This window comes from Pseudodesulfovibrio halophilus DSM 5663, from assembly GCF_059568665.1.
The window spans coordinates 408554-432266 of record NZ_JCANTV010000008.1 but is presented as its reverse complement, the minus strand read 5'-3'; the positions used below and the strand labels follow the sequence as shown (position 1 = coordinate 432266).

The following is a 23713-nucleotide window of genomic DNA, read 5'->3' as shown; positions in this document are numbered from 1 at the left end:
CGCCTCTACATGTGCAACCTTTGCACCTCGACTCACAAGGCACTGGGCTGCAGGTTTCAAACTGACAATTGGTTACCTCAAAATCATTTGCCCGGCAAGCACTCAAATCCGTTTTCAATTCCTCCCTGCGCACCCTTGCGCTCGGTGCCGTCTCAGAGTATCAGTACCCCGGATTCGCGCCGGGTCAAATCCCGACGCCGAGAAACGTCCAAAGGAGATTTTGATGACCAACCCCGGTGAAACACCGAGCTGCGTAATGTGCGGCACCTGCTGCATCAAAGGCGGCCCCACGCTGCACCATGAAGACATGGAACTCATCCGCGAGGCCGTCCTCGACCTGACGGATCTGGTAACACTGCGGCGGGGCGAGATGGCACACGATCCGGTTCAGGAAGTGCTGACTCCGCTCTCCGAGGAAATCATCAAGATTCGCGGCAAAGACAGCACATGGACCTGCATTTTCTACGAGACCGAAGGACACACGTGTACCATGTATGACCAGCGCCCGGCCGAATGTCGCGTGCTCGACTGTCATAATCCTTCCCCGCTCGCCGCCATGTACGATCAGGACCGCATCTCCCGCGCCGACCTGCTCCCCGAAGGGCACCCGCTTTTCGAACTCATCGCGGACCACGACGCCAAGTGCGACCCGCACGGCCTGACACAGCTCGCCAAGGCTGCGCGGCACGACGACGTGGACGCCTACCGGGAGCTTGTCGAGAAAATCACATACGACCGGGAAATCCGGCGCCTCGCGGTCGAGAAGGGCGGCCTGCCCGAGGAGAGCCTCGACTTCTTCTTCGGCCGGTCCATCGAGGCGCTGCTGGCAAACATGGGCGTTCGCGTAAGGCAGGGCGCACAGGGCATGAAACTGGTTTTCCGAGGCAAGTAAGGAGATTCGAGGATGAAGGACGAACGCGGCTACTACTACCACCCCTCCCTTCAGGACAAGAGCGTACGCATGTACGTGCGTCAGGGCGACGAGGAGATCGAATTCCGCCTGTATAACGACGGTCAGCCCGAGATATGGGACCGTCACGGCTGGCTGCCCCTGAGCGTGATCGAGCAGGCCGCCGAGATGTACCGCCAGCGCGGCACCGGCCGCAATCCCATGGCGCTCTACGACGTGGAGACCGCGAGGTTGCTGCTCAGCGGGAAGTAACGACTCATGCTCAAGAACCTGCTCCTCGCACTTGGATCCGTCCTGCTCTGCCTGTTGGTGCTGGAGTTGGGGTTACGCTTTTTCCCAGTCCACGAAGGCCTGCGGACGCAACCGGTCAATCGGGCCAACCCGATCGTTCATTTCGAGCCGGACAGGACCGCGACATGGTCCCGCCTTCCTGACTTTTCGCTGAAAAACGAGATTCGCAGCAACAATTACGGCTTCATTAACGACCAGGATTACGATCCCGACGGAGAGCTGCCCCTGTTGGCAGTCATCGGCGACTCCTACGTCGAAGCGGCCATGGTCCCCTACGAAAAAACAGTCCATGGTCGCCTTGCCAAAGCCCTGCGCGGCAAATGGCGTGTATACAGCTTCGGCGTCTCCGGCGCTCCTCTCAGTCAGTACCTCGCCTTTGCCCGCTTCGCACGCGACGAGTTCGCCCCGCAAAAAATGGCGTTCGTCATCGTCGGCAACGACTTTGACGAGAGCCTTATAGAATACAAACAGTCGCCGGGCTTCCATTATTTCAAGGAGACCGGCGAAGGCAGGCTTGCCCTTCACCTCCAAGAGTATGAGCCCTCCATGGTGCGCCGCCTGCTTCGTCATTCCCGTCTGGCAATGTATCTTGCTGTTAACACGCATGCCCTGAGCACACTCGCAAACCTCTTCTCTTCGCCGAACGACGCAAAATACGTCGGTCAGACGCTGGCAACATCAGACCAACGCAAGATCCTCGACTCCAAGCGCGCCGCGTCGGAGTTCCTCCGGCTGTTGCCTGAGTACTCTGGCCTGTCGCCGGACGACATCATCTTTCTCGTGGACGGCAGCAGGCCGCACCTTTATGACGAAGCCCGGATCTCAGCGACGCAAGGCAGCTACTTCGATATCATGCGGACATTCTTCCTGAATGAGGCCCGCGGCAAAGGATTCACAGCCATAGACATGACGCCTGCCTTCATCAGGGACTACCATAGGCACGGGCTCCGTTTCGAGCACTCGCAGGATGCGCACTGGAATGGAAGAGGCCACATGATAGCCGCTCAATTGATCAGGAAAAGTCTGATGGATTCCCAGACGAAGTAAGGCTTCAGCTGCGTTGCTTCACGGCTTAGGCGCATGCCCACGGGCCTTCATCCCGGACTGCTGAAATAATACCGCCCTCGGGATGTCCATCACCCACACGCATCTATACGGCTTCCCCTAGGCCATGTACGCTTCTGCTGCATTTGGGCATTGAACGACATGCTCTCCGCCATGCTTTCGTCGGCAGGAAGAGGATTAGAACTGCAGGTGGGCCCACTGTCTGTTTCAGCTTTCATGAGAGCAGCACTGGCAAGAGCATTGGCCCTATGCCTGCGTGTCGGACCTGCGCACCCGCTTGCGTTTGCCTGTCATGAAGCGTATCGGTTTTCGTCTGCGGGGTACGCTCCGGCAAGGTCGAAACAAGGATACGATTTCGAAGGGCAAAAAAGCAATGCAAGCACCTTGCTTGGTGTTCCGAGCATGACCCGACAGAGCCAACCGTATACTTCGTTCTGCCGAATGAGGACAGGGGCCGGGCGGTGTGGATATCAACTCGGGAAATGTTCGCCGCATTTGTTTGCACACCCCGGCCGTGCATTCGTACTGTTGTGCAGGACCTCCGACAGGCTATGTCCGCTACGTTGAACCAAAGAGAAAATACGGCAGCCCCTTAGCATCCGTAACATACTAAATCACATGCAGCTTCACACTCAGCAAAGAACTCGGGCGACCGGCGTGGCGACTTGACCGGCTGTTTCATCGGACTTCCCTCCGCAGAATAAGAATGATGGCTCTCCTGCTGTTAATGCCTGTTCTTTAACGAGAAGATTTGCACCGCTTTTGCACCCATTGCCTAAACATATGGATGGATTTACATGTCGAACTCACTTCAGCCAACAGGCGTAGCCGAATTTTTCTCGAAGATTCTGAAGGGGGTCTCCCCCCAGCTGCGCAAACGACTGATATGCGTTCTGTTGGGACTCATTGGAGTAGCTGCACTTGAAACGACCTCCGTGGTCGTTATTGCCGCCTTCATTTCAGCCATCGCTTCCCCTGACACGACCGTCGAATCGACATATTTCTCGTGGCTGGTCGACACCCCTGTAGGCCACCTCGCAACGAATCCGGATACGGTTGTACCCTTCCTTGGCGCGTGTGTCCTCGCGTCCATAATAATCAAAAACGTCCTGCATATCGTTGTAGCCTACTATCAGGCCAGGTACGTCACCAAACTCGAGGCTATTTACGGCGAACGGATGCTGTCAGGCTTTTTGTTCATGCCTTACGAGTGGCATTTGAAGCAAAATTCGGCAGACCTCGTCTGTGTTCTTGACTGGCGAGTTTTCTTCGGACGCAATTTCATCGCTCCCTGCCTTCAGCTGATCAGCGACATCGTCATCGTAGCCTCCATGCTTGGCGTACTTCTTTTTGTTCAGCCAGCCATCTCCCTTTCCGTCCTGCTTATCGCAGGCAGCATCGCATTCATCATATACAAGATCACCCGCATAAGGCTGGACAGCGTGGCGTCAGTCTGTCTGGAGTTCCGGCGCAGCATGTCCCGTCAGACAACCAAATCCATCCACGGAATCAAAGACGTCCTTATCAAGGGAGTGCAAAATCTATTCGTCGATGGATTCAGCGACCTTGCCCACCCCATCACCAAGCATAACGGCGAGCAGCAGATTTATACCAAGCTCCCGATGCTCATACTTGAAATGGTGGGTTTCATTCTCCTCGTTGGCACGGTTTGCTTCCTGCTGATAATCGCAGACGAAGACCCAGTAGTCACCACAGGCACAATCACGCTACTCGGCCTCACCGCGTGGAGGGTACTGCCAGCAGTTGGCCGCATCCTCGGGGCACTCAGCCAGATTCGCGGAGCCCTTCCCTACCTGCGAATGAACTTCGAATACCTCGACGAGCAGGAACGCGTGCTGGGCAGCCTCACCAAACTGCGTGAAACGGAAGCAACGCCCCCTCGTTTTGACAAGAGGATTGATTTCAACGAGGTATCATTCAAGTACTCCGAAGCGGACAGAGAGTCGCTCAAGAATGTCTCGTTTTCCATCAACAAGGGAGAAACCATCGGCATCGTGGGGAGCTCCGGCGCCGGCAAAAGCACACTCGTAGACATCCTGACCGGACTGCTCAAGCCCTCCTCCGGAGAAATCCGAGTCGACGGGGCCCCCTTCAGGCACAGCCCGGGACAAGGGTGGGGAGACACACTCGGCTACGTTCCACAGTCCACTTACATATGTGACGGCACTCTCCTTGAAAACATCGCCTTCGGCATTCCCGTCAACTGCATCGACAGGGACAGGGTCCAACTCTGCTGTGACCTGGCAGCCATCGATTTTCTTTCACAGCTCTCTGACGGTCTCGATACGCAGATAGGAGAACGGGGGATCAAACTTTCAGGCGGACAACGCCAGAGAGTGGCAATTGCCAGAGCTCTTTACTCGGACCCCGAACTGATCATTTTCGACGAAGCCACCAGCGCCCTGGACGGGGCCAACGAAAAGGCAATTCAGGACACTATCTACTCTCTTAAAGGCAAGCGCACCCTGCTTATTGTAGCCCACCGCCTGAGCACCGTCCGCGACTGTGATTTCCTCGTATGGCTCGAAGACGGCAGGATAAGGAAGATCGGCGCTCCGGACGACATCATCAGCGAGATCGGCTAGCACAGAGCAACCCGCTGAACAGAATTCATCGAGAAGCACACTCACATTCGCACTGAAAATTCGACACTTTTAGACACGAACACCCTGTTGCTTTTTACGCGGGAAATACGTACAAAAAACTCATGTTGGACAGCTTATTCTCATCGAAAACACGCATAAAGGTCTTGCTCAAACTTTTTCTGAATCCAGAAATCTCCTGCTATCTTAGAGAGTTGTCAAAAGAATTCGACACATCTCCGAACAGTCTCAAGGAAGAATTGGATAGACTGAGCGATGCGGGTTACCTTGAACGCGAACAGAACGGAAGAAGCGTTTTTTTTCGGGCCAATCAAAAACATCCTTTTTTTCCCGAGATCAATTCGATTGTCCGCAAGACCTTTGGAATCGACAAATTATTGGACGAGCTGGTGCAGAGCATTGGCAATCTAGAAGAAGCGTATATTCTTGACGACTACGCACAGGGCAGGGACACCGGCGTCATTGATCTGCTTCTCGTGGGCGATATCGACAGGGCAAGGGTTGAAGACCTGCGTCAGATTTCAGAAAGAAAGATCAACCGGATAATCCGTGTCGCCTGCATTGGAGCCGACGAGTTGGAATCCAAGGGAAAGATTTTCCTGCAACGCCCGCACTGGAAAGTCATTTAGCACCGCAAGCGACGCTTCTGCCAACATAGCGACACATTCACATCGGAGGCTTCTCTTGATTCAATGCTATCAATATGTCCCCCTTATAAAAGCCAAGGCGCTGTCTCGCCTGATCCCCAAGATACTCAAGCTGGGGTCCACCATAATCGCCGATATCGAAGACAGTGTTCAGGATACGCTGGCCCCCGAAAACACACCACACCTCAAGGCGCAGGCCCGCGACGGACTTGCAATGCTTCAGGGCAAGCTCCCCCTGCTCTTCGAAGAAGGAAGAATCGGGGTCAGGATCAACGCCATGGACACGCCGGAATACGCGCTGGATGTCGAAGCAATCGGCAACCTGCCTCGCTCGGTGAACTGGAACGCCATTTGGCTGCCCATGGTTGAAAGTCCTGAGATGATTGCCCGGTGCAGGAGCGATTTCGCTGCAGCAGGCATTCCGGAAATCAACATCATCCCGATCATCGAAACCGTTGAGGGAGTTCGCAATCTCCCGACCATTCTCGAGCACAAGGCAGACTACTCGCTGAAGGCAGTTCACTACGGCCATTACGATTACAGCCTTGATGCGGGGCACTGGCCCTTTTTCAGGCAGGATAACGAAGAGTTCTGGTCTGTCGTGTCACCGATCATCAGACTTGTGGAGGACCACGAGTGCCTGTATGTCCACACCCCGCTCGGCGAATTGAACAACGAGCAGTTGTACAGCGCCGTAAGCGAAAAACTCAAGGCAATCTGCGACCGCCCCTTTGCCCGGACAGCCCTCAACATCGGGCAATCACAACAGTGCCGGCAGCCCTCAGGTGAGCCTTTCAAGTGGAAGACCTCAAGGGCCCTGGACGACGAACAGCGCCTGGCCCTCGCCCATGAGACCGTGGAAGCCTTTCGTGCTCACAGGTGCAGTCGAAGGAGCTTTTCGGTTCACGCGACACTCGGAGAGTTCATAACCCCGCATGAATACAAGGCAGCTTGCCGATATCTGAAAAACAACGGATGCGATGTGTAGTCATGAAACAACTTGATGTTTTTATCGAAGGCGAATTGATCGACCTGTGCATTCCAACTCTGGAATTTGCCCAGAAATCCGAGTGGTACTCATGGTTCAACAACCCACAACTCACCCGCTACCTTGATCAGGGTCATTTTCCCAACGATCCAAGAAAGCAGGAAGAGTTCTATTTGTCCGAAAAGGACAAACGCCTTCTTCTCATCGTATCCAACAAGCAGGATTACATCGGCGTCATTTCCCTCAATGAAATAGACAAGATAAAGAGAAGCGCCACCATGGCGATGGTACTGGACAACACCAGATATCGCCGGATGCTGGGCTACATATCCATGGAGGCCATCGCTCGCGTTACCGAGCACGCTCTGTCTACGATGGGTATCGACAGGATAAAATCAGGGCAGCATATCGACCTTGCCGGTTGGCAACAGCGCAAGGAGTTGCTTGGTTATCGTCTTGAAGGCATTACACGCAACACCTTTGTCAAGGGAAGAGAGGTTGCCGATGTTATGGTCAGCTCCATTACCTACGAAGACTACCTGACTCTGGTTGAAAAAAGAGGCCGATACTGGGATGGTATAGACCAAATGCGCCAGCGCGTAAAAAAGCTCCCGAAGTCCAGATTCATCGACCGGTACAAGGAGTTCATGGAAGAAGTGGGCAACGATTATTACGATAAGGTTTTCGACCTGTAGACAGGCTATCGGCAGCCTTTCACGGAGCAGTCTTGTGAAGCTCACATATTGCGCCCCCGCAATCCTTCCATCCAGAGCCGCAAACAGCGTCCACGTCATGAAGATGTGCGCCGCTTTTGCGAGCCACGGCCACGAAGTCACTCTTCTGGCTCCTAACAGAGACGAGGAAGCCATAGCGGGCGTGGAAGACATTTTCGATTTCTATGGCGTCCAGAGATCCTTCACCGTCAAAAAACTCCCCTACCTGCACCCCCAAGGCAACCCATACCGTAATGTCATGGGGTCCGTACTCTTTGGCAGCGCCATCGCTTTCGAGTTATTACGACTCAAGCCCGAGTTGGTGTACGGCAGAGATTTCTGTGCATGCGCCACCGCAGCGCGGCTCGGTTTCAGAACCGTCTTTGAGACACATGCTCCCGTACACGAGTCACGGCTGGACCAGTTCTTCTACCGGCAGCTGCTGCGCTCTGCGAATGTAGAAAGGTTCATTCTGATCTCTCATGCCTTGAAACGTATTTTCACCGACTCCTTCGGCTTGGCGGAAGAGCGAATTCTCGTGGCCCACGATGGTGCCGACCCGGTTTCGAAATGTGGGACGCCTCCCCTCGCCGGAAGGCCCGGCGCCCTCAGGGCCGGATATATCGGCAGCCTCTATAAGGGCCGCGGCATCAACCTTCTGCTTGAGCTGGCCCGCAGAAAACCGGATATTGACTTCCACATCATCGGCGGCTCTGACGAGGATGTCGCGGCAAGAAAACAGCAGGCTGCAAGCACCAACGTTCATTTCCACGGTCATGTCCCTCACGGGGAGGCGGCTTCCTACGGGTGCCAATGCGACATCCTTCTGGCGCCGTACAAGACCGGCCTCACGGTGTACGGCGGGGGCGCCGATACGAGCTCGTTCATGTCCCCCCTCAAAATTTTCGAATACATGTCATTCGGCAAAGCCATTCTCACGTCAAACCTTCCGGTGCTGACGGAAGTGCTGACCGAGGAGAACGCGGTCATGGCAAAACCAGACGACCCTGACGAATGGTGCAACGCACTGGAAGAATTGAAAGACTCTTCCTTGAGGGAACGACTGGGAAAGCAAGCCCTTAAGGATTTCAACGAAAAGCATACGTGGAGAAAACGGGCGCAGACAGTCTTGCAACCCGTTCTGCAGCAGACTTTTCATCAAGTTTAACCGTACATTGCGCAATGGAAGAAACGACTATGTTCACTGACAAAACCATACTGATTACAGGCGGAACAGGCTCCTTCGGCACCAAATGCGTGCAAACCCTGCTGCAAAAGCATTCCCCGCAAAAAGTGATCATCTTCAGCAGGGATGAATTGAAGCAGTTTGAAATGCAGCAGGCCTTCGCTTCGGCCGGACTTGGCTCCAAGCTGCGGTTCTTTATTGGTGATGTCCGCGACCAGCAACGCCTTTACAGGGCATTCAGAGGCGTTGACTATGTCATTCACGCAGCCGCGATGAAGCAGGTCCCCGCATCCGAGTACAACCCCTTGGAGGCTATCAAGACCAACATCATGGGGGCGCAGAACATCATCAACGCAGCCATAGACTGCAAGGTGGAGAAAGTCATTGCCCTTTCCACCGACAAGGCAGCAAATCCCGCGAACCTCTATGGTGCGACAAAGCTCTGTTCGGACAAACTCTTCATCGCAGCCAACGCCTACGCCGGTGACCGCGACACCTTCTTCTCGGTCGTACGATACGGCAATGTGCTGGGCAGCAGGGGGAGCGTCATTCCCTTCTTCCTGAAGAAACGCGACGAAGGCGTGCTCCCCATTACGGACCCTGAGATGACTCGTTTCTGGATCACGCTGGAAAGAGGGGTTGATTTCGTCCTGCAGAGCATGGGCCGCATGGTCGGCGGGGAGCTTTTCGTTCCCAAGCTGCCGAGTATGTGCATCATGGACCTTGCGCGTGCGATCTGCCCCGACTGCAAGACAGAGGTGGTGGGCATCCGCCCCGGCGAGAAGCTCCATGAAGTGATGATCCCTCAGGACGAGGCTGTCAACACTGTCGAATTCGATGACTACTATGTCATCAAGCCGCCTTTCAAATACTTCACAATGCGATTCAACGAAGAGCTCGGAAAGCAGGTTCCCAAGGGGTTCGAATACAACTCGCGAGACAACGCCGACTGGCTCTCGGTTGCCGAACTCGAAAAACACATCGAAAACCTATGATCCCATACGGCAGACAGTCCATCTCCGAAGAAGACATCGCGGCAATCTGTGACGTCTTGCGATCCAACTGGCTGACGACAGGCCCTGAAGTGGCTGCCTTTGAGGAGAACCTGTCAGCATTTGCGGGGAGCAGGTTCGGCGTTGCCGTGAATAGCGGCACAGCAGCTCTCCACTGCGCCATGCATGCCCTCGGAGTCGGAAAAGGCGATGAAGTCATCGTCCCTCCCATCACTTTTGCCGCGACCTCCAACGCCGTCCTGTACACCGGCGCCAAGCCGGTATTCGCAGACGTCGACGAGCAGTCGCTTCTGCTTGACCCGCGAAAGGTCGCGGACAAGATAACGCCTCAAACGCGGGCGATCGTCGGCGTTGACTACGCCGGGCACCCCTGCGACTGGGATGCCTTGAGACACATTGCCGACGAACACGGTCTGAGTCTTATCGCAGATGCCTGTCATGCAATTGGCGGCGAATACAAGGGGCGCATGGTCGGCTCTCTCGCGGACATTTCCGTCTTCAGTTTTCACCCGGTTAAGCACATCGCTACCGGAGAGGGCGGAATGGTCCTGACCGACTCCAAGCAATACGATACCGCGATGCGCACTTTCAGGAACCACGGCATAACGACGGACTTCAAGCAACGAGAGCAATCAGGCACCTGGGCATACGACATGGTCGAGCTGGGGCATAACCTGCGAATCCCCGACATTCTGTGCGCCCTTGGAAACAGCCAGCTCAAACGGCTGCCCTTATTCGTTCAACGACGCCGGGAGATTGCCCGCCGTTATGACGACCTTTTCAGCAGTGTTGCAGGAGTCACGCCTCTTTCCGTCGCTGCAGACGTCAAGCACTCCTACCACCTCTATCCGGTCAAAGTGTCACCGGAAGTGCGGCAGGAGCTTTTCACCTATCTCAGGGATCACGGCATCGGCGTGAACGTACACTACAGGCCCGTCCATCTTCACTCCTACTACCGGAACAATCTTGGCACCCGGGATGGAGATTGCCCTGTCGCAGAAAGCGAGTACCGGAAGCTGCTAAGCCTTCCGATGTTCCCGGACCTTACGCGCGAGGAGCAGGACCACGTTGTCATGACGATTCAGACCGGGCTGGAGCTGCTGGAAAAATGAATGAAAATGAGCGTCTGGTTCTCGGCACAGCACAGCTAGGCATGCCTTACGGAGTCGCCAACCAGTCGGGCCAGCCCGACCAGGCAACGGCGAACACGATCATCAAGGCTGCGTGGGACAGAGGCATAAGGGAATTCGACACCGCCCGCCAATACGGCGAGAGCGAAGACGTGCTCGGCAATGCCCTCGACGCTCTTCACATAAACACTCAGGTCAGGATCACCACAAAACTCGGGGACTGCCGCTCTTTAGCAGCTGCCAGCATTCGGGAGCAGGTGGCGGAGGCCCTTGAAAAGCTCAGGGTGGAAAAACTGCATTGCCTTATGCTTCATTCGGAAGAGGACGGCACACACTGGGAACAGCTCGCCTCCAAACTCTTTCCACTTGTCGAGGACGGACTTGTCGACCACCTGGGGATATCGGTCTACTCTCCGGCAGCCGCGGAAAGAGCCATCGCTTCGGAAGGCCTGACCTGCCTCCAGATTCCGGCAAGTGCTTTTGACAGGCGATTCCTGAAGGACGACATTCCAGCGCGCGCCCAAGCTGCGGGAATGACCGTATACATAAGGAGCATTTTTCTTCAGGGACTGCTCGCCATGCGCGCTGAAGATGTTCCGGATCATTTGATCCAGGCAGTGCCGCACGTAAGGAAGTTTGAAAATATTGCCAAACGACATGACATCAAGCCGCTTGCAATGGCCATGGCTTACATCCGTCAGACCTGTCCGGGCTGCCGCGTCCTTTTCGGAGCCGAGACTCTTTGCCAAGTGAATGAAAACATCGTGAACTGGAACGCCAGCATCTCCGGGGTTGCACTCAGGGAGATCGAGCAGAGCTTTGCAGATGTTCCAGATTCAATCGTGAACCCGACCCTCTGGGAGAAGACAGAATGAACAATGAGAGATGCCTCGACATGCAGCGCAGGGCCAAGGACCGCATTCCGGGAATGACCCAGCTTCTCTCTAAAAGGCCCGACATGTTCTCTTACGGAACCTGGCCCACCTACTACTCGCGAGCCGAAGGCGCCAGAGTGTGGGACCTCGACGGAAACGAGTACCTCGACATGAGCATCGCCGGCATCGGGGCGAATGTCCTCGGCTATGCAGACCCGGATGTAGACAGGGCCGTGGTGGACATTATCAGGCTGGGGACAAGCAGTTCGCTCAACTGCCCCGAGGAGGTCGAGCTGGCTGAGCTCCTGTGCGACATCCACCCATGGGCAGACATGGCCCGCTTCACCCGCGCCGGCGGGGAGGCAATGGCCATGGCAGTCAGGATTGCTCGAGCGGCGACCGGCAGGGACAAGGTCGCCTTTTGCGGCTATCATGGTTGGCACGACTGGTATCTTGCCGCCAACGTCGGGACGGAAAACGCGCTCGGGGAACATCTGCTGCCGGGTCTTGACCCTGCCGGGGTTCCGTCCGGTCTCTCCGGGACCGCCTTGCCTTTTCGCTACAACCACCCTGAAGAGTTGAAAGCGATCGCCTCGGAAAACTCCCTTGCCGCCATCATCATGGAGCCCATCCGCAACACGCCGCCCGACCCTGACTTTCTGAGTACGGTCAGGTCGATTGCCGACGCCCAAGGCGCCGTCATGATTTTCGACGAAATCTCCGCCGGCTTCAGGCTCTGCTCATCCGGCGCGCACATGGAGCTCTCGGAGACGCGCCCTGATATGGCAGTCTTTTCCAAGGCCCTCGGCAACGGCTACCCCATAGCCGCAGCCATCGGAAAGAAAGAATTCATGCAGGCTGCGCAGGACACGTTCATCAGCTCCACCAACTGGACCGAGCGAGTAGGCCCCGTGGCGGCTCTGGCAACCATTCGGAAACATATCCAGCTCGATGTCTCATCCCGGCTGAAGACACTCGGTGAAGCCGTGCAGGAGGGATGGTCACGGCTTTCAAAGCGCCATGGCTTGACTCTGGAAATAAGCGGCATTCCACCGCTTTCCCATTTTTCGTTCCCCGGGAAAGACGCTCTGACGCAAAAGGCCCTCTTTGTCCAGTTGATGCTTGAAAAGGGCATTCTCGCGTCCAACCTCTACTACTCCATGTACGCCCACTCCGATGACGATATCGCCGAATATCTTCAGGCCTGCGACGAGGTTTTCGAAGTGATGGGGAGCACTGACGACCCGGCGGCACTCCTCAAAGGATCACCATCCGCAGCGGGCTTCAAGAGGATTGCATAGAATGAAGCGCGTCACAGCAATAATTCAGGCCAGGATGGGGTCGACCCGTCTTCCGGGGAAGGTCCTCATGCCAATCATGGGTCGCCCCCTGTTGGACTACCTGATGGAACGGATAAAGCGTTGCAGCAGTGTAGATGACATCATCATAGCCACGACGCGACTCGCCGAGGACGACGCCATCGCCCAGTACTGTGAAGAACGCGAAATTCATTGCTACAGAGGGTCTTCCGAGAACGTCCTCGAACGATACCATGATGCTGCCCGCACGTTCGAGGCCAAGCACATCATGCGCTTGACCGGTGATTGTCCGCTGTGCGAGCCGGCGATTTGCGACAAGGTCGCCGAAGAGTTCTTCCAGCATGAGGCCGACTATGTCTTCACCGGGAGCAGCTTTGCCGAAGGGCTTGACTGCGAAGTCTTCTCCTTTCATGCCCTCAAGATCGCCAGTGAGCAGGCGCTCTTGTCTTCGGAAAAAGAGCACGCGACCCTCTTTTTCCGCAACCACCCGGAGCTGTTCCAGACTCTTGCATTGGAAAACGAAACCGATGACAGCCTCTATCGCGTTACCGTCGACGAGAGTGAAGATTTCGCTGTTGTAGAGGCTGTGATTGAAGCCCTTGTCCCCACCCTCGGGCTTGGCTTCACTTTTGACGACGTAAGGAATTTCCTCGAGAAGGCCCCGGCGATACGGTCAATGAATACCCATATAGTCCGAAACGAGGGGCTCATGAAGTCACTTGCCGACGAGGAAGAATCCCGGTGAACGGCGAAATGCTGACCATACGAGCCGACAGCACCCCCACGATAGGTGCGGGCCATGTCATGCGAATGATCGCCCTTGCTCAGGCATGGACAGATCTGGGCGGTCGTGTTCGTTTCGTCGGCGAAGTCGAAAGGCACGGGGCGCTGCTCGACAAAGAAGGGTTCGAAGTCGTTTCCCTTGAATCGCCCTCTCAGCAAAAAGACAGGCAAGTGCTCTACAGCCTTGTTCAGGACAGTTCATGGTTGGCCATTGACGGCTACCAGTTTGACAAGGCTTACCAGCATGACATGAGAGCAGCCGGGTTCAAGACCCTCGTGGTCGATGACGTCTGCGACAGAGGGCAATATGAAGCAGACATTCTGCTGAACTACACCCCGAATGCAGCTGAAAGCCCATACGACATTAATTCGGACGCAGAGCTGCTGCTGGGAAGTCGCTTCACTCTGTTGCGTCGCGAATTTCGCAAGTACCCCACGCACGCCACCTCCATTCCCGCCAAAGCCCGCAATCTGCTCCTGACGATGGGTGGAGCCGATCCCGCCGATGCAACCAGCGCTGCCCTGACAGCGCTCTCCGGACTCGACGCAGACGAGTTGCACATCAAGGTGGTTCTGGGGCCTTCATACCAACACAGGAACAGGCTCACTTCGGCTCTTGGAAAGGTGCGTTTCACAACGGAAGTTCTTTCCGATGTCGCGGACATGGCCCCCCTCATGAGTTGGGCCGACCTAGCCGTCACAGCCGCCGGTTCGACGTGCTGGGAGCTCTGTGCTCTGGGTGTGCCTTTCATCTGTGTCCGCACGGCAGACAATCAGCGCGGCGTTTGCGCTGAAACCAATGCAAGGGGCGCGGGGATATGCATTGGCGGACCGGAGTCCATGGACACGCTCGCTACGCTGGCTGAAGCTCTCTTAAACGATCAGGCGAAAAGGCGTGGCATGGCTACCGCCGGAAAGCAGCTCGTTGACGGTTCAGGCGCATCCCGAGTAGCAAAGCGCATGTATTGCTCCGGCATTACCCTGCGCCCCGCAACACAACATGACGCTGACCTCCTACTGACATGGCGCAACCACCCGATCACGCGATGCAATTCGCTCTGTCAGGATGAGATTGACAGGGCGACCCATTTAGAATGGCTGGACAGCAGGCTGAACAGCAGCGATTGCCATCTTTTCATCGCACAGAATTCGAAAGGGACACCTGTCGGGCAGGTTCGATTTGAAATCAGAGGGAAGGAAGCATATATCAGCATCGGCACGGCTCCGGAGCGCTTCGGCTTCGGCATCGGCGGCACAATGGTGCGCCTCGCGCTTGCGTGGCTTGCACAAGCGCATCCCCGAGCCACTGCTGTCGCCCTTGTGAGACCCGAGAACCACATCTCGCGAAAAATGTTCGAACATGCAGGATTCTCCCTGACGGACAGGGGACTGGAACCCGATACTGCTTTGCGATATGAATCGAAACAACTCAGGTAGGTCAACAACCGATGTTCACTCCAGACACCCCGGTTTTCATCATTGCGGAGATGAGTGCCAACCACGGGCAGGACTTCGCCAAGGCGGTAAACATACTTCATGCGGCCCGCGAGGCTGGTGCCGACGCCGTAAAGATTCAGACCTATACCCCCGACACCATCACGATCGACTGCGACTCTGATCTCTTTCGCATCGACACCCCCCCGTGGGAGGGACGCACGCTTCATGAACTCTACGGGGAGGCTTACACACCTTGGGAGTGGCAGCCTGAGCTGAAGCGGATCGCCGACGACCTTGGCATCGTATTGTTCTCGTCACCATTTGACGAAACCGCCGTTGACTTCCTCGAGACGATCAACGTGCCCTGCTACAAGATCGCATCATTCGAACTCGTCGACATCCCCCTGATCAGAAAGGTCGCCCGGACGAACAAGCCGGTTATCATGTCAACCGGCATGTCCACCAAAGCAGAGATCGAAGAAGCGGTCTCCGCGTTTCATCAGGCGGGAGGTACCGAACTGGCGCTCCTGAAGTGCGTCTCTTCGTACCCTGCCCCTCCGGAAGCGATGAATCTCAACACGATTCCCGATATGGCCCGGCGCTTCTCCGTCGCCACGGGGCTTTCCGATCACACTTTAGGCTCCTCTGTCGCTGTGGCCTCCGTGGCGCTTGGAGCACGTATAGTGGAAAAACATTTCACCCTCTCCCGTGACGACCAGGGACCGGACAGCTCTTTTTCCATGGAACCAAAAGAGTTTGCAGACATGGTTCAGGCGATTCGGACCGTGGAAAAAGCCCTTGGATCTCCTTCCTACGGTCCGGGCAAGTCGGAGAAGTCCTCGGGAAAATACCGTCGCTCTCTTTTTGTAACTGCAGACATGGATCAGGGCGATACGTTCACGGAGGCCAATGTCCGCTCAATTCGCCCTGCAATGGGACTGCACACGCGGCACCGCGATGAAATCCTCGGCCGCAAGGCCAAAACGGCAATCAGCAGGGGGACCCCGCTTGCCTGGGATTTGATCGATTAACGCAAAGACGAAAATCTGCGCCATACTCCACGGAGATCATAATGTCTCAACTTGCCAACCTACGTGTTCTCATCTTTCAGCAGCGCGGCTGGGGCCTGAATGTCGGGCACCCTCTGGCGAAACGCCTGCAGGCCGAAGGATGCAGGCTGGCTGCGCTCACAATCAAGCACAACACGCACCTGTTTACGACGACGCAGACCGAGGTGACGTACGAGCACATCTTCAACGCTGACAAGGTGAAGGAGAATCCCGAGGAATTCCTTGGCGATTACGACGTCTCCCTTACGGAAATATGTAAGGAACTCGGGATCGACAGCATCTGGCCGCTGGTCCAGACCATGCGCAACCATGTGAAGACATATGCCGACAAATACTATTACGGCTTCAGGCAAAACATAGATGACGATGGCATCATTGCGTACGTTAAAGCCATTTTCAAAAACATACGCACCATCTTCGACACCTTCGACCCCGAGATAATCGTCGTTCCGAACCACGCGGGGCTGCAACATATCATCTTCAACCTCTTCGCGCGGAAACGCGGCGTGCGCACCCTGGCGCTGACAGACTCCAAGATCGGAGGCCTGTTCTACTTCGACATGGGCTACCTCATGGACGACGGCCCGATGCACGACCGGTATGAGGAGCTCTGTCGAGGAGAGAAGAGCCCCAACGAAGCGAAGGCCAAGGAATTCATCAAAGGTTTCAGGCAACGCCTCGTCAAATCCGTCGTTTCCCGCACCCCTGCAAAGAAGCTGGATTTCAAGGCTCGGGTCCTCAAAGAGGTCATGCCTTTTATCCAGTGCATCCAGTATTACAGAACCGACAAGTCCCGAAGGCACAGCAACCTCGGGGTGACCATCGACTACAAAAACCCTCGAGTCTTCCTGCGTGACCACTTCATGCCCAAGTATTACAAATGGAGAACCTGCAACATGCAGTACTATCCGTTTGAGAAACTGGACAAATTCATCTTCTTCCCGCTTCAGTTTCAGCCCGAGGCATCCATCGATGTCCATGCCCCCTTCTTCAACAACCAGCTTGAGACCGCGCGGCAGGTGGCAATGTCCATGCCCGGTGACTATACCTTGTGTGTGAAGGAACACCCCGCAATGGTCGGCAAGCGCCCCCCTTCATATCTGGAGAAAGTGGCCCGGACGCCCAACGTCAAGCTCATAGATCACAGAACGCCTTCATATGACATCATGAAGCGCGCCGCCATGCTCGTAGCCCCCAGCGGCACAATTCTCTCCGAAGCGGCGATGATGCATGTCCCCGCGATTCAGCTGGGCGGACTCGGAAAGACCGCCTGCCTGCCCAATGTGCACAAACACACCGACATGTCGACCCTTGCCGCCAAGATCAAGGAAGTCCTCGCCATGGACTTGAACTCTGAAGAATACGAGCAGCAGCTGGTAAACTACTACGCCGCCAACTACGACGTCGGACTGGAAGTCCCGTATTATGCGATCTGGGAGCAAGGGAAGCCCGAAGGCACGGACAGACTTGTGGATTTCTACGTTCAGGAAATCCGAAGGGTGACGAGGTAGCATGCTCTCCAGCCTCCAGACTGTATTTTCGGACCTGACCGCGCGCGGGGTTCGATACGCCGCATGGAAGAGCCTCGAAAACCTTGAGGACTCCCTCAGGGGCGGCAATGACGTCGATGTTCTTTTCCTTGATAAAGACCGCGAAAAGGTCTTTGACAGCCTGAGCGCGAGCGGTTTCGTTGTAGACGATGAATCACCTGCGACGCTTGACGACCAACTGATTGAATTTCGTGGATTTGATCCCGAAAGCGGACGATTTGCAGCCTTTCATGTCCATTTTGCCTGCCGTTTTGGCTCAAAGCGCTTCAAGGAATACCGCTTTCCATACGAGGAAGAAATGATCACCGACGCCATAGAGAGCCTCGGGATAAAAACCATAAACCAAGCCCACTTTTTCGTGACGCGGCTTCTCCATGTGGTGGCCAAGGAAAACTGGGACGACAGCTATCTGACAAAGCTGGCCAGCGAGTTCTCCTCTTCACCCGAAATACGGCGGGAAAGGGGCGCACGGCACCTTGAGCGATACCTCGGCTCCGGATGGGAGGATATGATCTCCCGCCTTGCACAAAGCGGCCCCACGGCCCTGAAGCCCGTAGCCGATCAAATCAGGAGGCAGCTTGAGCAGGAAGCCCCCACGCATCCGGTCATCGAGCGGATCAAAGCCCACTCGCGCCCCAAGCATCGTCTGAACGGTTGGGCCCGTAAAATCTTGCCGATAGCCCGCACCAAAATCGGCACCGGAGCGGAAGTCCTTGTCGCCGGACATGACGGAGCAGGAAAGACAACGACTACCGACGCTCTCGAAAGGATGCTGAGTCCCGTTGCTCCAACCAGGCGTATCTATCTGGGAAGGAACACATGGTCACGCTTGAACGCGTGGATAAACAAGAGGCGTGAAGGTCGCTTCCCCTTCCTGAACCACGTCTGGCCCTACACTTCGACCATTGAACTGGTGCTTCGACTTCTTGGAGGAAAGCTGAGAAAAGCCCTCGGATTCATAGTCCTGTACGACCGGAGTCTCAGCGACCTGGAACTCAAATATCGAAAGGAGTCCCGGCTCAAAAAATGGTTCCCGGTGCTAGCCTCGAAGCTATTCTCCCGTCTTCAGGGGGCCGAGTTTCTTCTTGTGGCGGAACCCGAAGAAGTTATCCGACGCAAAGGAAAGCATTCCCGCGAAGAGATTGCCAACCTGCGCGACTGGTATCAGCAAAAAATGCCGCGAGCCCGAATCATAGACACAACGTCGACTCCTCCTGAACTGGTTGCCGGGATGATCGCTGAAAATGTCATGAAGGGCATCGCCAGCAGGATGCGCAGACCATCCAGGATAGCATTCGTGGGCACTGACGGCGTGGGCAAGACGACCATCGCCAACGCACTGAGGCAAGGACCGCTCGGGGATGCCGTTTATGTGTATTTCGGCATGAAACATCACCACTTCAAGGCACTGGACGGTTACCGTCAGGCCGGCACCTTGCGGTGGCCACTTTATAAATGGCTTCTCCTCCCAGTTGACCTCTTCCTCAGAGCACGTTCACTGGACCCGACCCGGCCCCACATCATCGACAGGATCCCGATCTACCCGTTTGTAAAAGAAGGTGCCGCAAGCCGCATTTACGGCGCCGCACTGCCCCGAATCGACAACCTCATATGGCTCAGGGCGGCCCCCGAGGAAATTCATGCCCGCAAACCGGACAACTCGCTTGAACGCATAGAATACGATCACGAGAAAATACGTCTGGCCTTCGACCTCATCCCGGCAAAGCGCAGGACGCTTGTCGATGTCACCGGTTTGAACAAGCACGAGGCGTTGGAAGCAGTGAAGGCGGCCCTGTAAATGATTCGCTTTTTTTTGACGGAAATGAACGCACTCTTGCTGCTCGGTCCCCGCCGAGTGGCCCGCATCCCCTTCGGGACAGGGGCGACAAGAGAAGCCATGCGCGAATCTCGGCGACTGCGCCAAGCACAACGGGACCCTTTTTATGCCCAGTACGTTCCGCAGATATCGTCATTGGGGCCCTTGCTGCTGATGGAGCGGCTGACCCCCACCTCTTATTCACCGGAATCAATGGAGCCTTTCTTCACCTCCGCCCTCGAGGCAGAAGAGGCAATGCCGACGGTCCCAGCCATTGAGCTCATAGACCGGGAACAGCTCGAATTTCTTCTGTCGGCATGCGGGCTCACCCCTGAAAAGTACCAACGATTCCTTTCCGACATATACCTGCCCTCCTCCTCTGCCCACGGGGACTTCCACGCGGGGAATATCATGTTGAGAGGAGACGACATAAAACTCATCGACTGGAGCAACTTCAGCCTGAACTCCTCGAGGCTTTTCGACCTCATTGACTACCACGTCTGCGCAGATGGAAGTGTCTCATGGATAGAACGCCTGGGCACATTCCTTGAAACGGAGCCGTGTCTTGCAGGACGCCAGACATCTTGCAGCGAACTCGCTGCGTACAGCCTCTGGAAGGCAGCAAAAGAGACTCGTGCTCTGCGCCTTTACGGTCGTTTCGGCAGTGCCAAGGTCAAAAAATACAAGGTGTTGCTGAACAAAATCGATACAACCGTTTCAAAAAGGAACGACCCATGAACTGCTCTGTGGTCATCATAACCCACGACAGACTGCACCATCTTGAGAACGCGATAAAAACGGTTGACTCGCAACGTCGGAGACCGGAAGAAATCATCGTTGTCGACGACGGAAGTCCGACCCCTATCGAGCCACGTCTTGCACCACGGCTGCCTGAGCTTACCACCATCCCTGTCCGCTTTGTTCGCACTGACGATCTGGGGCCCTCAGGCGCAAGAAACGCCGGAGCCGAAGCTGCCTCCGGCAGGGTCATGGCGTTTCTGGATGATGACGACCTCTGGCACGAAGACTATCTGGCAACCGCACTTGACCGCCTTGATGACCGGAATGCGGACGTTGTCTTCACCTGGATGGACAACAAGACCGGACAAACCGTGTCACCCGGCAAACACCTTCCGCCGGATTTTCCCAAACAGGACTATTTTCGGTCTAATCTGGGTGTCACTGGAAGCAATATCCTAGTTCTGGCCAAGGCATACCGAGCCATGGGGGGCTTCGATGCCGAGCTGCTCGCCTCCGAGGACAAGGACTTCCTCATCCGCTGTCTGGAAGCCGACCTTACCGTCGATGTTCTGCAACAACCGCTTGTATACCACTGCATCTACGACACTCATAGTCAGTTGTCCGGGAACAATGTCAACCGCTTCAAACTCTCGGGCAAGCGGCTGTTTCTGGAACGGCACGGGCACAAGATGCCACGGGCGACGCGAAACCACCTCAAGGGCCAGCTAGGCTATTATTATGTCCTGAAGGGAGGCGGATTGGCACGCGAGGGGTGGGCATTAATCCTGCGCAATGCGCCCTCCTTCATACTCAAAGTCATCAGGCACAGACTCAACGCCGCATAAGCCGCCAAGAAAGTGTCCTTTTCAACCAACTACACCGTCACGAGAATATCATGATTCTAGTTCGTACCCCCTTCAGAGTCAGCATTGCCGGCGGCGGCAGTGACGTCCAATGGTTCTACCGTAGCAAGGGTCAAGGCAAAGTCCTGAATATGGGTATCAGGCGATACATGTACATTGCCATCCATCCATACCTCCACCCGGACTTTCGCAACAGCCGCATCCGACTCAAGTACTCGCAAACCGAGGACGTCGGCTGCCTTGAGGAGATCAAACACCCGATCATTCGTGAGAGCTTGCGGCGCCTCGACCTGCCGCACGGCATGGAAATCGCCAGCTTTGCCGACATTCCGGCAGGAACGGGCCTTGGCTCGTCCAGTTCATTTACAGTCGGCCTGCTGCACGGTCTGTATGGCTGGAAGGGTGAGCAGGTGGAGCGCGAGCGCATCGCCCGGGAAGCCTGCGAGATTGAAATACAGGACCTCAAAAGTCCTATTGGTAAACAGGATCAGTATGCCGCGGCTCACGGAGGGGTCAACGTCATACACTTCAATGCGGACGAGTCAGTGGAAGTGTCTCCGGTAGGAATCGACGACGACCGTCGCGCCGCCCTTGAGCAGAGCCTCAGGCTTTACTATTTGAACAACTCTCGCAGCGCCAATGAAATTCTCTCGAGACAGAACTCCGCTAACGATGTCGACAAGAAGTATCACACACTCTCGCGGATGATAGAACAGGTGGAGCAACTGCAGGACATTATTCAGAGTGGAGACATCGCCGATATCGGCCCCGTATTGGATGAAGGCTGGCGCATGAAAAAGCAGCTGGACAAGGGCATCGCGAACTCGGATGTGGATATGCTGTACGAAAAGGCCATGCGTAACGGAGCGACGGGAGGCAAGCTGCTCGGTGCAGGCGGGACCGGGTTTCTTCTGCTTCAATCTAAAGATCACGCGCGCCTGGAGGAGGCTCTCGGGTGCACTTCAATCCCTCTTGAAATAGATTCCCACGGATCCAGGATCCTATTCAACGATTACGTTTAGGGGGCCGGACTGCTCAGGTAATCAGCTACATGGCCGGCAATTATCTCGGCCACTGCAGAGTTGCCCCGCTCATTCCAGTGGCCGTCGAAGGTCCAGTACCCTCCGCGCAAAGCCTGAGGGTAGTCGTGAAGATCCAGCAGCAGTGCATCGTCATTCAACAGTGAAACCGATCTTCTGGCTATTGCAGTCTGCACCCTGAAATGCTCCGCATAGTTGTAGACGGGCATCCAGCTTTCTCGAAAATCGGCATCGCCGACACTGGCCTCGGGGATGATAACGAACAGGATAGATGCGTTGTGGCTGGAAGCCGAGGCCGCCATGTCAGAGAACAGGCGAGCATACTCCCGAGCTACCCGGTCAAGCTCTGCAGCGGAAACTGTCGGGCGTTCGGGGGGGCCTTCGAACGAATACTCAAGCGCCTTGATGAGATAGTAGGCACTTTCGTATTCTTCAATCAGTTCCGCCCTGAAGGAATCCGACATTCTGGAGAGGCGTTCTTCCACCTCTGCCTGCTCACGGTTCAACATCTCGGCCAGCACCTTTTCCATCGCATCCAGCCGCTCTTCTCGAGGAAGGGAAAAAACGGCTTCAAACTTCCCTGCGGATACCCTGTTCTCCGTTGTGTTCCCACCATGACCAATGGCCTGAATCATTCTGAGAAGATCAACGGTCCTGTTGACGATATTCCAACGGGAGAAGTTGGGGTATTCAGGACTCCATGTCGGAGAATATGCCAGCCCGTACTGGTATGCAGCCTGAACTGCATGCCGGGCATAATCTTCACCAGAGAATCGGGCCTTAAAGCGATCGCGGCTGCGGAATGACTGTCCGACCATATCGGCAAGGCGCTTTTTGGCACCGGCAGGGATATCCTCCTCGCGCGCAACACGTTCCGCGGCCTTTTCGGAAACCGTGAGCAAGGGGTGAACATATGGCGAATAGGTATAGGCGGTATCAAAATCATTTCCCGCGAACAGAAAGACTACAACCAAATCCGGTGAGAGGTCGAATCCTCCCTGCATCAGGCGGCTTCGGTAAAGAGGCGGGCCAGTGCCGGCCTGACCGAGCGAAACCACTTCCGCTCCGCCCACTCGAGCATCAAGCAGAGGTTGCAACCTCTGCCCCAGAGTCCTGCTGGACATCTTCTCCAGAAAGGAATCCCCGACCAGCATAATGCGCTTACCGGTTTTTCTGCCCCAATCCTTATCTCTCCACCCGAGGTGATTGTAAGACTCACGGATCTCGATGCCTCGCAAGGTGGAAACTGATTCGCTGTTCCGACGCTTGAGGCGCTCCTGTATCATGACCTGCTCGAAAGTATAATCCTGTCCCGTCGCAGGTAGGACAAACTCGACCACTCCCACCAGCAACAGGGCCATCAAGGATGAGAGAATCAAGGAAACCTTTGCAATTTTACCGCTATTCTGCTTATCAAAAAGGCAGATCGCCGCCTGCAAAAGCAAAGCCAGCCCACCGGCGGCCATCATGCTTTTGCCGATTCCCGGCCAAGGGCCGTTGATGTTGCCGGATACGATCAAGGCATTCCCGACGAGAAGCAAGCAGTATCCTGCGTAGGGCAAAAACGATACAATGATATTCTTCAATACTCTCATTCCCAAAGCGTCGCACATTCAGTCTGATTACAAAAAAAAACAGTTGCAAGCCTTTCT

21 protein-coding genes are annotated in these 23713 nt (G+C 55.6%); 20 read left to right on the top strand and 1 reads right to left on the bottom strand.

Features of this window, described 5'->3' with window-relative positions:
* Positions 1 to 223 precede the first annotated feature (223 nt).
* The 20 genes from BR24_RS04145 (at position 224) to BR24_RS04050 (ending at position 22043) form a co-directional block, all read left to right on the top strand.
* Entirely contained in the window at positions 224 to 892 is a 669-nt protein-coding gene (locus tag BR24_RS04145) for a YkgJ family cysteine cluster protein (protein ID WP_496540238.1), read from the top strand.
* Positions 893 to 904: 12 nt separating this feature from the next.
* On the top strand, positions 905 to 1162 hold the full coding sequence (locus BR24_RS04140; RefSeq protein ID WP_496540237.1) for a hypothetical protein: 258 nt from the start codon (positions 905 to 907) through the stop codon (positions 1160 to 1162).
* A gap of 6 nt (positions 1163 to 1168) precedes the next feature.
* A complete protein-coding gene (locus tag BR24_RS04135; RefSeq protein WP_496540236.1) occupies positions 1169 to 2248 on the top strand; it encodes an SGNH/GDSL hydrolase family protein in 1080 nt (359 codons plus the stop codon).
* An 815-nt stretch (positions 2249 to 3063) separates the two neighbouring features.
* Positions 3064 to 4872 carry an ABC transporter ATP-binding protein gene (locus BR24_RS04130; protein ID WP_496540235.1) on the top strand — a complete coding sequence of 603 codons (1809 nt, stop codon included), beginning with the start codon at positions 3064 to 3066 and terminating at the stop codon, positions 4870 to 4872.
* Between the two features lie 122 nt (positions 4873 to 4994).
* Entirely contained in the window at positions 4995 to 5519 is a 525-nt protein-coding gene (locus BR24_RS04125; RefSeq protein WP_496540234.1) for a winged helix-turn-helix domain-containing protein, read from the top strand.
* A gap of 55 nt (positions 5520 to 5574) precedes the next feature.
* Complete coding sequence (locus BR24_RS04120) at positions 5575 to 6525, top strand: aldolase/citrate lyase family protein (RefSeq protein ID WP_496540233.1); 951 nt, start codon at positions 5575 to 5577, stop codon at positions 6523 to 6525.
* A 2-nt stretch (positions 6526 to 6527) separates the two neighbouring features.
* Positions 6528 to 7220, top strand: a complete 693-nt coding sequence (locus tag BR24_RS04115) for a GNAT family N-acetyltransferase (RefSeq protein WP_496540232.1) — start codon at positions 6528 to 6530, stop codon at positions 7218 to 7220.
* Positions 7221 to 7317: 97 nt separating this feature from the next.
* A complete protein-coding gene (locus BR24_RS04110) occupies positions 7318 to 8406 on the top strand; it encodes a glycosyltransferase family 4 protein (RefSeq protein ID WP_496540231.1) in 1089 nt (362 codons plus the stop codon).
* Between the two features lie 29 nt (positions 8407 to 8435).
* Positions 8436 to 9419, top strand: a complete 984-nt coding sequence (gene pseB, locus BR24_RS04105; protein ID WP_496540356.1) for a UDP-N-acetylglucosamine 4,6-dehydratase (inverting) — start codon at positions 8436 to 8438, stop codon at positions 9417 to 9419.
* Positions 9416 to 10549: a UDP-4-amino-4,6-dideoxy-N-acetyl-beta-L-altrosamine transaminase gene (gene pseC / locus BR24_RS04100; protein ID WP_496540230.1), complete on the top strand. Its 1134-nt coding sequence runs from the start codon at positions 9416 to 9418 to the stop codon at positions 10547 to 10549. Before pseB ends, pseC begins: the two co-directional genes overlap by 4 nt.
* Positions 10546 to 11442: an aldo/keto reductase gene (locus BR24_RS04095; protein WP_496540229.1), complete on the top strand. Its 897-nt coding sequence runs from the start codon at positions 10546 to 10548 to the stop codon at positions 11440 to 11442. The genes pseC and BR24_RS04095 overlap by 4 nt, the downstream gene beginning before the upstream one ends.
* A complete protein-coding gene (locus BR24_RS04090; protein WP_496540228.1) occupies positions 11439 to 12743 on the top strand; it encodes an aminotransferase class III-fold pyridoxal phosphate-dependent enzyme in 1305 nt (434 codons plus the stop codon). The genes BR24_RS04095 and BR24_RS04090 overlap by 4 nt, the downstream gene beginning before the upstream one ends.
* A 1-nt stretch (position 12744) precedes the next feature.
* Complete coding sequence (locus BR24_RS04085) at positions 12745 to 13506, top strand: cytidylyltransferase domain-containing protein (protein WP_496540227.1); 762 nt, start codon at positions 12745 to 12747, stop codon at positions 13504 to 13506.
* Positions 13503 to 14981, top strand: coding sequence for a UDP-2,4-diacetamido-2,4,6-trideoxy-beta-L-altropyranose hydrolase (gene pseG, locus BR24_RS04080; RefSeq protein WP_496540226.1), 1479 nt, complete (start codon positions 13503 to 13505; stop codon positions 14979 to 14981). Before BR24_RS04085 ends, pseG begins: the two co-directional genes overlap by 4 nt.
* Before the next feature lie 11 nt (positions 14982 to 14992).
* The gene (pseI, locus tag BR24_RS04075) at positions 14993 to 16012 is read left to right on the top strand and encodes a pseudaminic acid synthase (RefSeq protein WP_496540225.1); all 1020 of its coding nucleotides are present in this window, start codon (positions 14993 to 14995) and stop codon (positions 16010 to 16012) included.
* A gap of 41 nt (positions 16013 to 16053) precedes the next feature.
* Complete coding sequence (locus BR24_RS04070) at positions 16054 to 17562, top strand: hypothetical protein (RefSeq protein WP_496540224.1); 1509 nt, start codon at positions 16054 to 16056, stop codon at positions 17560 to 17562.
* A gap of 1 nt (position 17563) precedes the next feature.
* Positions 17564 to 19399: a DEAD/DEAH box helicase family protein gene (locus BR24_RS04065; RefSeq protein ID WP_496540223.1), complete on the top strand. Its 1836-nt coding sequence runs from the start codon at positions 17564 to 17566 to the stop codon at positions 19397 to 19399.
* 192 nt (positions 19400 to 19591) lie between these two features.
* Positions 19592 to 20155, top strand: coding sequence for a phosphotransferase (locus BR24_RS04060; RefSeq protein ID WP_496540222.1), 564 nt, complete (start codon positions 19592 to 19594; stop codon positions 20153 to 20155).
* Positions 20152 to 21003, top strand: a complete 852-nt coding sequence (locus tag BR24_RS04055; RefSeq protein ID WP_496540221.1) for a glycosyltransferase family 2 protein — start codon at positions 20152 to 20154, stop codon at positions 21001 to 21003. Before BR24_RS04060 ends, BR24_RS04055 begins: the two co-directional genes overlap by 4 nt.
* 50 nt (positions 21004 to 21053) lie before the next feature.
* Complete coding sequence (locus BR24_RS04050; protein ID WP_496540220.1) at positions 21054 to 22043, top strand: GHMP family kinase ATP-binding protein; 990 nt, start codon at positions 21054 to 21056, stop codon at positions 22041 to 22043.
* Here the strand turns inward: BR24_RS04050 and BR24_RS04045 are convergent.
* Positions 22040 to 23656 carry an SGNH/GDSL hydrolase family protein gene (locus tag BR24_RS04045; protein ID WP_496540219.1) on the bottom strand — a complete coding sequence of 539 codons (1617 nt, stop codon included), beginning with the start codon at positions 23654 to 23656 and terminating at the stop codon, positions 22040 to 22042. The two genes, BR24_RS04050 and BR24_RS04045, sit on opposite strands and share 4 nt — an antisense overlap.
* Positions 23657 to 23713 lie beyond the last annotated feature (57 nt).

What these genes read in the sequence shown, in the direction of transcription:
- BR24_RS04125 (WP_496540234.1), top strand. Translation starts at nt 4,995, where the DNA reads ATGTTGGACAGCTTATTCTCATCGAAAACACGCATAAAGGTCTTGCTC.
- BR24_RS04065 (WP_496540223.1), top strand. Translation starts at nt 17,564, where the DNA reads ATGCTCTCCAGCCTCCAGACTGTATTTTCGGACCTGACCGCGCGCGGG.
- BR24_RS04070 (WP_496540224.1), top strand. Translation starts at nt 16,054, where the DNA reads ATGTCTCAACTTGCCAACCTACGTGTTCTCATCTTTCAGCAGCGCGGC.
- BR24_RS04130 (WP_496540235.1), top strand. Translation starts at nt 3,064, where the DNA reads ATGTCGAACTCACTTCAGCCAACAGGCGTAGCCGAATTTTTCTCGAAG.
- BR24_RS04140 (WP_496540237.1), top strand. Translation starts at nt 905, where the DNA reads ATGAAGGACGAACGCGGCTACTACTACCACCCCTCCCTTCAGGACAAG.
- BR24_RS04055 (WP_496540221.1), top strand. Translation starts at nt 20,152, where the DNA reads ATGAACTGCTCTGTGGTCATCATAACCCACGACAGACTGCACCATCTT.
- BR24_RS04135 (WP_496540236.1), top strand. Translation starts at nt 1,169, where the DNA reads ATGCTCAAGAACCTGCTCCTCGCACTTGGATCCGTCCTGCTCTGCCTG.
- BR24_RS04050 (WP_496540220.1), top strand. Translation starts at nt 21,054, where the DNA reads ATGATTCTAGTTCGTACCCCCTTCAGAGTCAGCATTGCCGGCGGCGGC.
- BR24_RS04045 (WP_496540219.1), bottom strand. Translation starts at nt 23,656, where the DNA reads ATGAGAGTATTGAAGAATATCATTGTATCGTTTTTGCCCTACGCAGGA.
- BR24_RS04115 (WP_496540232.1), top strand. Translation starts at nt 6,528, where the DNA reads ATGAAACAACTTGATGTTTTTATCGAAGGCGAATTGATCGACCTGTGC.
- BR24_RS04145 (WP_496540238.1), top strand. Translation starts at nt 224, where the DNA reads ATGACCAACCCCGGTGAAACACCGAGCTGCGTAATGTGCGGCACCTGC.
- BR24_RS04060 (WP_496540222.1), top strand. Translation starts at nt 19,592, where the DNA reads ATGGAGCGGCTGACCCCCACCTCTTATTCACCGGAATCAATGGAGCCT.
- BR24_RS04095 (WP_496540229.1), top strand. Translation starts at nt 10,546, where the DNA reads ATGAATGAAAATGAGCGTCTGGTTCTCGGCACAGCACAGCTAGGCATG.
- BR24_RS04090 (WP_496540228.1), top strand. Translation starts at nt 11,439, where the DNA reads ATGAACAATGAGAGATGCCTCGACATGCAGCGCAGGGCCAAGGACCGC.
- BR24_RS04110 (WP_496540231.1), top strand. Translation starts at nt 7,318, where the DNA reads ATGAAGATGTGCGCCGCTTTTGCGAGCCACGGCCACGAAGTCACTCTT.
- pseI (WP_496540225.1), top strand. Translation starts at nt 14,993, where the DNA reads ATGTTCACTCCAGACACCCCGGTTTTCATCATTGCGGAGATGAGTGCC.
- BR24_RS04085 (WP_496540227.1), top strand. Translation starts at nt 12,745, where the DNA reads ATGAAGCGCGTCACAGCAATAATTCAGGCCAGGATGGGGTCGACCCGT.
- pseC (WP_496540230.1), top strand. Translation starts at nt 9,416, where the DNA reads ATGATCCCATACGGCAGACAGTCCATCTCCGAAGAAGACATCGCGGCA.
- pseB (WP_496540356.1), top strand. Translation starts at nt 8,436, where the DNA reads ATGTTCACTGACAAAACCATACTGATTACAGGCGGAACAGGCTCCTTC.